The organism is uncultured Christiangramia sp., assembly GCF_913046405.1.
In the GTDB taxonomy this organism is placed as follows: Bacteria; Bacteroidota; Bacteroidia; order Flavobacteriales; family Flavobacteriaceae; genus Christiangramia; species Christiangramia marina.
Window position 1 is genome coordinate 1 of the sequence record NZ_CAJWRQ010000090.1, and the last position, 11811, is coordinate 11811.

Annotated in this window: 10 protein-coding genes; 7 read left to right on the forward strand and 3 right to left on the reverse strand. The window is 38.1% G+C overall.

Going from position 1 to position 11811, the window contains the following annotated elements:
- The coding region (locus QZ620_RS11235) for an AAA family ATPase (RefSeq protein WP_295181650.1) at nucleotides 1–1890 on the reverse strand (1890 nt) is incomplete at its 3' end.
- The gene (sbcD, locus tag QZ620_RS11240; protein WP_295181652.1) at nucleotides 1891–3111 is read right to left on the reverse strand and encodes an exonuclease subunit SbcD; all 1221 of its coding nucleotides are present in this window, start codon (nucleotides 3109–3111) and stop codon (nucleotides 1891–1893) included.
- 274 nt (nucleotides 3112–3385) lie between these two features.
- Here sbcD and QZ620_RS11245 point away from each other — a divergent pair, with 274 nt between their 5' ends.
- From QZ620_RS11245 to QZ620_RS11275, 7 genes are all read left to right on the forward strand, one after another.
- A complete protein-coding gene (locus QZ620_RS11245; RefSeq protein WP_295181654.1) occupies nucleotides 3386–4630 on the forward strand; it encodes an NAD(P)/FAD-dependent oxidoreductase in 1245 nt (414 codons plus the stop codon).
- A gap of 204 nt (nucleotides 4631–4834) precedes the next feature.
- Nucleotides 4835–6724, forward strand: a complete 1890-nt coding sequence (gene serA / locus QZ620_RS11250) for a phosphoglycerate dehydrogenase (RefSeq protein ID WP_295181656.1) — start codon at nucleotides 4835–4837, stop codon at nucleotides 6722–6724.
- A gap of 159 nt (nucleotides 6725–6883) precedes the next feature.
- Complete coding sequence (locus tag QZ620_RS11255) at nucleotides 6884–7087, forward strand: hypothetical protein (RefSeq protein ID WP_295181658.1); 204 nt, start codon at nucleotides 6884–6886, stop codon at nucleotides 7085–7087.
- A 255-nt stretch (nucleotides 7088–7342) separates the two neighbouring features.
- On the forward strand, nucleotides 7343–7894 hold the full coding sequence (locus QZ620_RS11260; protein WP_295181660.1) for a hypothetical protein: 552 nt from the start codon (nucleotides 7343–7345) through the stop codon (nucleotides 7892–7894).
- Between the two features lie 166 nt (nucleotides 7895–8060).
- Nucleotides 8061–8822 carry a LytTR family DNA-binding domain-containing protein gene (locus tag QZ620_RS11265; RefSeq protein ID WP_295181662.1) on the forward strand — a complete coding sequence of 254 codons (762 nt, stop codon included), beginning with the start codon at nucleotides 8061–8063 and terminating at the stop codon, nucleotides 8820–8822.
- A complete protein-coding gene (locus QZ620_RS11270; RefSeq protein ID WP_295181664.1) occupies nucleotides 8822–9928 on the forward strand; it encodes a histidine kinase in 1107 nt (368 codons plus the stop codon). Before QZ620_RS11265 ends, QZ620_RS11270 begins: the two co-directional genes overlap by 1 nt.
- A 54-nt stretch (nucleotides 9929–9982) precedes the next feature.
- Complete coding sequence (locus QZ620_RS11275) at nucleotides 9983–10630, forward strand: hemolysin III family protein (protein WP_295181666.1); 648 nt, start codon at nucleotides 9983–9985, stop codon at nucleotides 10628–10630.
- Here the strand turns inward: QZ620_RS11275 and lysA are convergent.
- Nucleotides 10627–11811 (reverse strand): diaminopimelate decarboxylase (gene lysA, locus QZ620_RS11280; RefSeq protein WP_295181668.1); only part of this gene is annotated, 1185 nt, incomplete at its 5' end. The two genes, QZ620_RS11275 and lysA, sit on opposite strands and share 4 nt — an antisense overlap.

Genomic DNA, 11811 nt, shown 5'->3' on the forward strand with positions numbered 1-11811 from the left:
CAGATCCCGGGATTTCTCTTCCAGACTGTTCTCATATTTCTGAAATTCTTCCTTAGACTTTAAATTGCTGAATTCCTCATAATTAATAGTTAAACGCTGAATTTGCTCTTCTTCCATTAGTTGAAGTGCTTTCAACTTTTCAGAATATTCACTGAAGTTTTTCCTGATATTCTCAAGTTTAGATTCTTCCCTAGTAAGTAGCTCCCGGGAACTCTCGTAGCTCTTTGTCAGACTTGCAATTTCAGTTTCCAGAACTGAAGCACTCCCCTCATTTTCTTCGGCAAGAGGATGATCTGTCGCTCCACACAGAGGACATGGCTTTCCATCTACCAGATTTTTTCTGTGTTCTTCCAGGCTCGCACGTAACTTCAAATTTTCAAGGCTAAGCTGCTTGTTTGCCAGATCCGACTTCAGTAGGGCAGTGTCTTTGGATAGTTTGTTGATTTTTTCAGGTGCAGCTTTAAGTTCAGGTTCCAGAAGTTTCAGCTGCTCCAGTACCGCGCCAGACTCCTTTCTGCTATCCTGGAGCTCCATGAAATTACGATAGGCATCCCGCGATCGCTTCTGAAATACTCGCAGCTTTTCCATTTCTTCTGAAATATCTTCGATTGTCGCAATTTGATGTTTCTGAAGTAGCAGGTTTAATTCTGAAGAAATAGTGCTAAAAGTAGTATTGAGATTCGATTTTAATTCAGCCGCATCATCACTCACTGAAATTTCCGTATCTCTTAATTCTGTTTTCAACTGTTCCTTTCTGGTGGTATAAAGAGAAAGTTTATCTGCTCTTTTTTGCTGTAGATCTAGCACTCGTTGTCTAAAATCGAATATGCCTTTTTCCAGATTTTCTTCTGAAAGTTTTAATCTTGTAAGCGCTGAAGCGTTTTCCAGCAGCTGTTCAATGTTATTTTTCGTAGAAATGAGCTTATTAGAGAGTCTGGACCTTTCAGCTTCCAGTTCCTTTATTCTAGCAATGTTTTGAGACCATTCCCGAAATCTTGCAGCTTTGGGTTCGATCTTCTCATGCAATTTTAAACGTTTTCCCTGTTCCTTTTCGAAATCTTCTAGTTGTGATTTGGCTTTTGCTTCCGAAGACTTTAAAATTGAAAGTTGCAATTCCAGGTCTGAGACAGATTTTTTAAACTCAATAGCTTTTTTTATACTTTCTATCTCAGATCTCCAGTTTTCACAGGTCTGTGATTTTTCCTTTAGATCTAGCTGTTTCTCAGCAAAATCTTCATCACTAAGCAAATTTTGATCTATGATCCTGATCTCGTTCTGCTGCTGAATGATCTCCTGGCTAGCTTCCTTATTCTTTTCAAAAGCTCGAATTCCAAGCTGTCGATAGATGCCGGTTCCAGTGATCTTCTCCAGTAATTCACCTCGTTCATCCTTCTTTGCCCTCAGGAATTGGGCAAATTCACCCTGCGCCAACAACACAGCTTTTATGAACTGGTTATAATTGAGACCAATCAATTCTTCATTCTTACCTGGGATCAATGACTTTTTCAAATCAATCAATTTGCCAGATTGATGATCATGAAGTTCCATTTCATAATCATTCAAATTTTTGTTTCGGTTTATTTCAATGGTCCATTGGGAACTGTAGATCCCGGAATTACAGCTATAGGTAATGCGGGCCATCGCGTTTTTCTGGTTGCGGGTAAGGATCGCTCCTTTTGTGGCAATTTCGTTTTTGGTAATCTTTCCCAATCTAGGCACATGATTAAACAATGCCAGCGAGATCACATCGAGAATACTGCTTTTCCCGCTACCTGTTGGACCAGTGATTGCAAAAAGCGAATTCGTGGTAAAAGGTTCTTTGGTAAAATCGATACTATGAGATCCCTTGAGGGAATTGATATTCTCGAATTCTATTTTTAAGATCTTCATTTAATTGCCGGTATTTCCAGAGTGAACTTCTTCAAGTATTTCATCAAAAGCAGCAATGATCTCATTTTGATCATCTCTAGAGTATTGGTGAGTAGCTATTAATTCAGCAAAAACATCTTTTGGCTTCAGGTCTTCCAATTGCTGGTCCTCATCATACAACTGGGAACTACCTTCTATCTGATTTTTAAACTGAACACGCTGTTTTACGATCTCGAAACCATCGGTTTGAAATTGATCTACTAACTGGTCCAGCGCATAGACTTTCTGTGCGTCATACTGTTCTTCTATAAGGTCTACTTCTATTAAAGATTTTAAACTGGAGTTATGCTCCAGTGAATTAAGTTTTAATTCCAGTTCGCTAAGATTTCCACTCAACTTTATAAGCTTCCTAAAATTCGGAATCGCAATGCTATCTGGTTCATAGCCGGTATTGGTATCCAGTAAAAGAATTCTTTTTTCATCGGCTCTTTCACTAAAACTTAGCGGGAATGGAGATCCACTATAGAAAACAGGTTTTTCTGCGGAAACTCTTTGAGGTTTGTGAATATGTCCTAACGCGAGATACTCGTAATAACTTCCGAATTGTGAAGCCCGGAAAGCAGCAAGATTACCAATTTGTATGTCTCGTTCACTTTCTGAAGATTCAATTCCCGCCGTAAATAAATGTCCCATGGCGATTGCAGGAATTCCCGGGTATTTGTGTTTGCAAATAGCTGCAGCTTCAGTAAAGACTCTTTCAATTCCCAATCTAATAGCTTCAATCCTATCTTCATGATTAGAAGCCTGTTCACCACTTCTAAGATCGGCATCGCGTAAGTATGGGATCGCTGCAACCACTAGTTCTGTTTCACCGCTTTTATTTTTTACCGGAATGATCACTTCATCCAGATCTTGCGGCAGGCCGCCAATAACACTAAGATCTAGGGCCCGCATAATTTCCTGTGGGGCGTCCAGCATTGCAGGAGAATCATGATTTCCACCGGTGGCAATAATCTTACAATTCAGTTTTTGTAAGCGAATGAGTGCGCGATAATATTGCCTGCGAGCTTCAGAAGACGGGTTCGCCAGGTCAAAAATATCCCCGGAGATCAAGAGCAGATCTACCTTTTTATCTTCTATAAACTTTGTGAGCCAGTTGATAAATAGATCGAAGTCTTCACTAAGATCATGCTTATGTAGTTTCTTTCCAATATGCCAGTCGGCAGTATGAACTATTTTCATGCAAAAATTTTATAATGCTAAAGTAAGCTGCACCTGTGACAGATCTTGTCGCCGCAAGTGAGGAGTCGTTGAATTTCAGGTAAGAAATTCGAGAAATCAAGATAGTGAAATTTGAGTTTCAGGAAAACCGGAAGCATTTAAAATAGCAGGTTTTTACCAACAATTTTGACAATAAAGATCTGCTGGCGACCATGGATATTAAAGTAGTAATCTTGAGAATGTTAACAATTCTATAGAACCTTCTGCTGCTTTTTAGTTTTACATTTGAGTTGTTATGGAAAAAGAAGATTACAGTATTAATATTATTGGAGCTGGTTTAAGCGGACTCGTTGCAGCCAGAGTGCTTGAAGATCATGGGTATCAACCTACAATCTATGAAGCTGAAAGTCACGTAGGAGGAAGGTTGCGAACATTTGAAGTGGATGGGTATCAGCTAGACAGAGGTTTCCAGGTAATGTTGAGTCAGTATCCAAAAGTTCGGCAATATCTTGATCTGGAAGCATTGCAGCTTCAAAAGCTGAAGCCCGGCGCAGTGATTTACAATAAGCGTGAAAGTACCAGGATTGGAGATCCTACCAGAGATATTTCGGCATTACTTCCTACAATTTTCTCAAATATCGGGTCGATTTCAGATAAATTCAAAGTTCTTAAACTCAACCTTGAGCTTAAGAAGCTAAGCATTCAGGAAATCTTCAACAAAGAGGAAACCACGACGCTGCAATACCTTCAGAATAAAGGATTTTCAGAAAAGATGATCAGTAATTTTTTCAGACCTTTTTTCTCCGGAATTTTTCTTGAACCAGATTTGAACACTTCCAGCAGAATGTTCGAGTTCGTCTATAAAATGTTTGGTGAAGGCGATGCGGTCATCCCGAAAGATGGAATTGACGCGATCCCAATGCAACTGTATAAAAGGCTGAAGACCACCAAGGTGAATTTTAATTCCAGGATTAAACAGGTAACTGATGATGTGCTGACTCTGGAAAATGGCGAGCAAGTAAAATCTCATTTTACCATTATCGCTACGGAAGCAAGTTCGATGGTAGCCAATCTTCGGGGTCAAAAACAGGAGTGGAAATCATGCCGATGTCTATATTTTACCGTGGAAGAGGATGTAATCGGGGATGCGATCATAGGTTTACAATCTGATAAAGAGAAACTGGTCAATAATATTTTTTACCACTCTTCAATTTTAAACAACAATACTTCAGAAGGAAAGCTGTTATCGGCAACCATTGTACGTGATGTAGAATACAGCGAAGAAGAATTGGTTGAGAAGGTTTCAGAAGAACTAAAGTTTGAATTTGGCATTAAAACGATCAAATTTTTAAAACAGTTCTATATTCCAAAGGCGCTTCCAGACTTGAAAAATATTCAGTATGAACTGCAATCTACGGAAGCCCGTTTGAGTACACAGGTTTTCCTTGCCGGTGATCAACTATTGAATGGCTCCCAGAATGCGGCTATGCTTAGTGGTGAGCGCGCAGCTTTAGGAGTGATCGAAGTACTGGAAGGATAAGATCCTGAGATCGAATTCTTTTCTGAATGATTGAATTAAAATCAGGCAAAACCTTAATTCCGCTTATGTTTTTCAGATTAAATAAAAATTTTAAACTGAAATTGAGAATATGCTAATTCAGTAAAATTAGAAGGAATAAGTAATTTTTAAATCTTCAGAAAACAACTAGTTTTATAAATAATTTCAACCGAATTGAATCCTGCTATGAAGGAGAACCGACATTATGTAATTGATTTTGACAGCACTTTTACACAAGTGGAAGCATTGGATGTTCTGGGCGAGATCAGCTTGAAATCTCATCCTGAAAAGGATCAGAAACTACACCGATTAACCGAGCTTACAGATCTTGCAATGGCAGGAAAAATAGGTTTTAGAGAATCACTCGAGAAAAGACTCGAGATCCTGGAAGCAGATATGAATATGATCCCTCAGGTGATCGAAGATCTTAAAAGCAAGGTGTCTGTTTCTTTTGTGAGAAATGAAGCCTTCTTCCAGGAGAACAAGGATCATATCTATATAATTTCCAATGGTTTCAAGGAGATTATCGTTCCTATAGTAAAGGAGCTTGGAGTGAGAGAGGAAAATGTATATGCAAATACTTTTACTTCTGAAAATGGACATATCACTGGCTTTGACAGAGATAATGTATTATCTTCAAGCAACGGTAAGGTCGCACTGCTAAAGCAAATGGATCTTCAAGGAGACGTTTATGTGATTGGCGATGGATACAACGATTACGAGATCAAGGCGGCTGGACTGGCCAATAAATTTTACGCTTTTACTGAAAATGTTCAACGTGGAGAGGTGCTTGAAAAAGCAGATCATGTAACTCCCAGCCTGGACGAATTTCTATACTTACACAAAATGAACAAAGCAATATCATACCCTAAGAACAGAATTAAAGTATTACTTCTTGAAAATGTGCATGCAGATGCCGTTGCCATAATGAAGGAGGAAGGTTATAATGTAGAGACAGTTTCTGGTGCTCTGGATGAGCAGGAACTTGCAGAAAAGATCAAAGATGTCTCCATCCTTGGGATCAGGTCCAAGACCAATTTAACTGAAAAGGTGCTAGAAAATGCAAACCGACTCATCGCAGTTGGCGCTTTTTGTATTGGAACGAACCAGATCGATCTGGAAGCCTGTCTTAAAAAAGGAGTTGCAGTTTTTAATGCGCCGTATAGTAATACCAGGTCTGTAGTGGAACTGGCGATAGGAGAGATCATCCTTTTAATGAGAAATCTGCCCGATAGAATTGCAGAAATGCATCGAGGGGAATGGAACAAATCTGCCAAAGGTAGCTACGAAACCCGGGGAAAGAAACTGGGAATCGTTGGTTACGGGAATATTGGATCGCAATTATCTGTAGTAGCAGAGGCGATCGGTTTCGATGTTTATTATTATGATCTAGTGGAGAGACTTGCTTTGGGGAACGCCACTAAATGTAATAGTTTGAAAGAGCTATTCGAAAAAGTTGATATTGTAACCCTGCATGTTGACGGGCGCAAGGAAAATACCAATATGATTGGCGATAAACAGTTTGGATGGATGAAGGAAGGAAGTGTATTCCTGAATCTCGCCAGGGGACAGGTGGTTGATGTAGATGCGCTACGAAAGCATATTGAAAGCAAAAGGATCATTGGAGCAGGGGTGGATGTTTTTCCAAAAGAGCCTAAGACGAACCAGGAAGAATTTGAATCAGCGTTAAGAGGTTTACCTAATCTTATTCTTACTCCGCATATTGGAGGTTCTACGGAAGAAGCTCAGGAAAATATCGGAAATTTTGTACCAGGAAAGATCATTAATTACATTAACACGGGAAGTACTACAAACTCGGTGAATTTCCCGAATTTACAACTTCCAATTCTTGAAAACGCTCACAGGCTTATCCATATTCACCATAACAAACCTGGGATCATAGCTCATATAAACAGAATACTTGCGGCCAACGATATCAACATTGTTGGACAGTATCTAAAAACCAATGAAACCATTGGTTATGTGATTACAGATATTGACAAGGCTTACGATGAGGTGGTGATCAAGGAATTGAAAGGTATACAGGGTACAATTAGATTCCGTGTGCTATATTAATTGACATTTAATCCGAGGTTTATAAAAGGGATCATGAATTTAATTGATCTCTTTTTTTGTTCTTTATCGACGTTAATTAACTCAATTTTAAGAAGTTAAGTGGCTTTGAAATTTATCTTTATAGATCCCCCCAAAGATTTAAATTCAAAAACAAACAAAATGGATACTACATTATTTTGTTCAGTATTGGGTGCAGCTATTACCATTATTGGAGCTATTTATTATCAGTTGAGAAAAGACAATTCCAGGCAGAAAAAGCTGATTAAATCTTACAAACGCGAATTGAGTTCACTCCGTAAAGTTCGAAAGCGAATGACTTCTGCTACTATATTCAGATCAGGTCCAATGATGGATCTTGATTAATAAGGACAATTTTCACTGCCTATGTATAAAGCTGTCGTTAGCTTAGAATACATTGTGAAACATCATTTTAGAGCGGTGAACAACTAGTTTCTTTCATCTTGCTCTCCATAACCCTCCTTTTCAACTTAGATCTTTTTTTCCAGTCTTCAGTTCCAGAAACCTGTGCTCCAGATCATTGAGTCAATTGTATCTATTGTTTGAATGTAGTTTAGTGATATCAATAAATCATTATTCATCATTCAAAAAACGTACATTATGAAGACTTTATTTATTTCATTATTGCTAATCGCAGTAACAGCATTTGGAAACGCACAGGAAATTGAATTAGACGAAGCTGAAGTTCGTCTGGAAACCAACAAATCGAAATTTGTTAAATCTGGCGATGGTTTTACTTACTCCGTAACCGAAAAACAATCCGGAGAATTTGAGAAAGATCCAATCGCCTTTATGCGCTCCAATCTTGACATCACTGCGATGCTGGAAGAACTGGCAGAAGAGAACTTTGTTACCTATCAGGTAACTTTTAGAAGCAACAAAGGTTACCTGGCAGCCGAATTCGATAAAAAAGGAAAGTTGCAAAGAACCAGTCAGAAATTTAAAAATATCGCTTTACCATCAGCATTACGATCTGAACTTTATAGTTCGAATAAGGGCTGGACCATGGTTTCGAATAAATACGTAGCTTCTGGAAAAGGAGAGTTCGTGAACAGGGAAATTTATAAGATCAGGTTGGAAAATGCAAATCAAAAACGAACAGTTAAGTTGAATCCGAGTACAATTTCAAGAGTGTCGGTAGCAAGTAATTAAAAACAGGTTAGTAGTTAGTTAGTCAGAGGGCTGTCGGATAAAGTTCGATAGCCCTTTATTCAGCAATCATAGAATCAAACGCTTATAGATCAATATTTACTACAGGCTCAGGCAATTTGACTTATTGTAAATAATCATAACTTGTAATAGCCAAATAACATTTTATATGAAAGCTTTAATCATCGATGATGAGGAACTAGCCCGAAAACGTGTTCTTAATCTACTGGAAGATATATCGCAAATAGACATTCTTGGTGAGTGTTCCAATGGCAAAACTGCTATTGAAAAAATTAATCGTGACAAACCTGATCTTATTTTTCTCGATATTAACATGAAAGATATGAATGGTTTTGATGTGCTCAAGAAGATCGAAATACATCCTAAACCAATCGTAATATTTGTAACGGCCTATGACACTTACGCCCTTAAAGCTTTTGATGCGGAAGCATTTGATTTTCTTCTGAAACCTTTTAAGGATGAAAGATTTTTTAAAACAATTACAAAGGTTTTGAACACTACTACTTCTGAAGCTCAGGAGAATTTTGAAAAACGACTCGTAGAACTATTTCATGAATATTCTAAAAGCAACCTGCATCTGAATTCGGTTTCAAAAATTCCAGTTAAACAAGGCAATAAGACCTCACTGGTGGACCCTCGAGAAATACATTATATACAGGCATCTGGTTATTATGCTGAAATTTATGTGGAAGGCAAGAAGCATTTGCTGAGAGAATCGTTGAACAATCTTGAAGAAATCCTGGATCATAATTTTATCAGGATCCACAGGTCTACGATCGTAAATCTCAATTTTGTACATGAGATTATCCATTCAGATTACTCTGAGATCGATGCAAAAATGACTTGTGGTGAATTGTTACATGTAAGCAAATCCCATAAGAAGGAGTTTCTTGAAAAAATTGGAATTTAATGAGTCTTCATGAACTAAAACAAAAGTATATAGATTTCAAACTGGTACTTTTACTCGCAGGATTCTACCTGATGTTTGACCTCATACATATAGCAAAAACAGCGTATATGCAAGAGTTTATGCCTAAGGAAATGCAACACTTCAGCTGGGCTGACTTTCTTGTCTACAATATGCTCTTTGATTACATCATCGTAGTAAGCTATATGACGCTCATTGCGATTAGTACAAAGAGGTTTCTAAATAAGAACTATTCCTGGGTAAAGATCATTTTCATACACACCCTGTTCTCCATATTAATAGGCCTTATTATCAGGCTTGTATTTGATTTCTATTCCATACTTGCAGGAAGAATAAGCCTTGCAGAATTTGATCTTCGGAAAAGTGTAAACGCATTTGTCTATGTGCTTGACCTGAATTTTCTGATCTATTTTGCGATGATTTTTATCATCTATACCTACTATTATCTCCGCCAGGTAAAAGAAGCAGAAAAACGACATTCGAAATTGGAAAGTCAGTTAATGAACACCAGGATGCGTATGCTTTCCTCTCAATTACAACCTCATTTTTTGTTCAATACGCTTAATAGTATTGCTGTGTTAACAGATCTGGATAGTAATAAAGCGAAGGATACAATTGCAGATCTTAGCGATTTTCTACGAGAGATCCTTTACCATAGTGATAGAAACCGCATTAGCCTTGATGAGGAACTCAGGATCCTGGAATATTATCTCAATATTCTGAATGTTCGGTTTTCAGATCATCTTAGTATAAAAAAGGATATTGACGACTCACTACTGCTGAAGAAGATTCCGGCGATGTTACTACAGCCAATGATAGAAAACTCTATCAAGCATGGATATTCTTATGATCATACAAATCTTCATATCCTTATCAAAATACGTGAAGAAAAAGGTTGCCTGATCATCAAAGTTGAGAACGATGGAGAACCTCTAAAACTCACTCACAAAGAACTGCTTGAAAAAGGCGTTGGATTAAGAAATATTGATGATCGATTGAGAAATTTGTACAAGGACAAGTACATCTTCGAAATCAGGAACAGGGCAGATGGGTATGGAGTGGAAACCTTTGTGAAAATCCCGGCATAACTGGTTTCTATTAGAAGTATAGAAGGAATTTCTTAAAAAGATTAATTTTGCTCCATGGAAAAAAACATGGAGCCTAAATACTATCCACCAGAAGAGGAACGTCTGAATATAATTTCCCACGGCATAGGATTTTTGCTTAGTATTGTTGCACTTTACCTGCTTATCGAGCGCGCATTAGAATTTGATTCTTCCGCTTATCTTATAAGTTTTTCAGTATTTGGTGCCAGTATGATCCTGTTGTATGCGGCGAGTACTTTGTACCATAGCGCTAAAGACCATCAAAAGAGAGCCAGATTGAATATTCTGGATCACGCATCAATTTATGTTTTGATCGCTGGGACCTATACACCTTTTGCAGTCATTAGTTTACCCGGCCTGGTTGGAGATATCATACTTTGGACCGTCTGGCTGATCGCACTGGCGGGAATAATTCTGAAATTTTTCTTCACTGGCAAATACCAGTTGCTCTCTACCATCATGTATGTGGCGATGGGCTGGATTATTGTTTTCGCCGGAAATTCCATGGTAGAAAATCTGAGTACTGAAGGTTTATGGTGGCTGGGAGCAGGAGGGGTTTCCTATACTATAGGGGCTATCCTATTTATGCTGAAGAAAATACCTTTTAATCACGCTATCTTTCACGTTTTGGTGCTCATAGGAACATTCTCCCATTTTATATCAATTTACCTATACGTTGTTTAATCCTGAACTTCTGAAACTTCAGTCTCTTTAGTTTCAAATTCAAGTTCGATCTGATGCCTTGTAAGATCTTCAAAAACTTCACGTTCTCTAATTAGGTGAGCCTGGTTGTTATACCATAATACTTCCGCAGGCCTCAATCTGGAATTGAAATTGCTGGCCATGCTAAAGCAATAAGCTCCGGCATTGCTAAAACTTAAAATGTCACCTTCCCTTATTTCAGAAATACGCCGGTTATTTCCGAAAGTATCGGTTTCACAAATATAGCCTACGACACTGTAGAACCTGTTCTTCGCATCCGGATTACTAATATTGGTGATTTCGTGATGTGAACCATAGAACATTGGTCTGATAAGATGATTAAATCCTGAGTCGATTCCTGCAAAAACAGTTGAGGTGGTTTGTTTGATCACATTCACCTTCGCCAGGAATTTCCCTGCGTCACTTACAAGGTATTTACCAGGTTCAAAAGCGAGTGCAAGATCACGACCGTATTCCTTGCAAAATGCTTTAAACTTCCGGGTGAGTTGTTCACCCAGATCTTCGATGTCGGTTTCTATATCGCCAGGACGGTAAGGAACTTTGAAACCACTTCCAAAATCTATGAATTCAAGTTCTTCAAAGTTTCGTGCTGCTTCAAAAAGAATTTCTGAAGCATGAAGAAAAACTCCAATATCAAGAATATCACTTCCAGTATGCATATGAATACCGTTAATATGCATTCCTGTATTTTCTACAATCCTTAACAAATGTGGCATTTGGTGAATACTGATCCCGAATTTGGAATCAATATGTCCAACAGAAATTTTTGAATTTCCACCTGCCATCACATGAGGATTAATGCGAATGCAAACAGGAATTTCTGGATGCCTGCTCCCAAACTGTTCCAAAATGGAAAGATTATCTATGTTGATCTGGGCTCCTAATGTTACGACTTCCTCAATTTCTTCCAGGGAAACACCATTAGGCGTGTAAATGATCTTTTCAGGTGAAACACCTGCCTGTATTCCCAGTTTTACTTCTTGAATCGATACGGTATCCAATCCGCAACCTAGGGAATTAAGTAATTTCAGGATCGAAATATTAGAAAGTGCTTTTACAGCGTAGTGAATTCTTAGTTCATCAACCCTAAATGCATTGGTTAATCTTTGATATTGAGAAGTAATTTTTTCAGCATCATAGAC

Bases quoted from the DNA above. Each gene is read 5' to 3' on its own strand.
- sbcD (WP_295181652.1), bottom strand. From the start codon at position 3,111: ATGAAAATAGTTCATACTGCCGACTGGCATATTGGAAAGAAACTACAT.
- QZ620_RS11245 (WP_295181654.1), top strand. From the start codon at position 3,386: ATGGAAAAAGAAGATTACAGTATTAATATTATTGGAGCTGGTTTAAGC.
- serA (WP_295181656.1), top strand. From the start codon at position 4,835: ATGAAGGAGAACCGACATTATGTAATTGATTTTGACAGCACTTTTACA.
- QZ620_RS11255 (WP_295181658.1), top strand. From the start codon at position 6,884: ATGGATACTACATTATTTTGTTCAGTATTGGGTGCAGCTATTACCATT.
- QZ620_RS11260 (WP_295181660.1), top strand. From the start codon at position 7,343: ATGAAGACTTTATTTATTTCATTATTGCTAATCGCAGTAACAGCATTT.
- QZ620_RS11265 (WP_295181662.1), top strand. From the start codon at position 8,061: ATGAAAGCTTTAATCATCGATGATGAGGAACTAGCCCGAAAACGTGTT.
- QZ620_RS11270 (WP_295181664.1), top strand. From the start codon at position 8,822: ATGAGTCTTCATGAACTAAAACAAAAGTATATAGATTTCAAACTGGTA.
- QZ620_RS11275 (WP_295181666.1), top strand. From the start codon at position 9,983: ATGGAAAAAAACATGGAGCCTAAATACTATCCACCAGAAGAGGAACGT.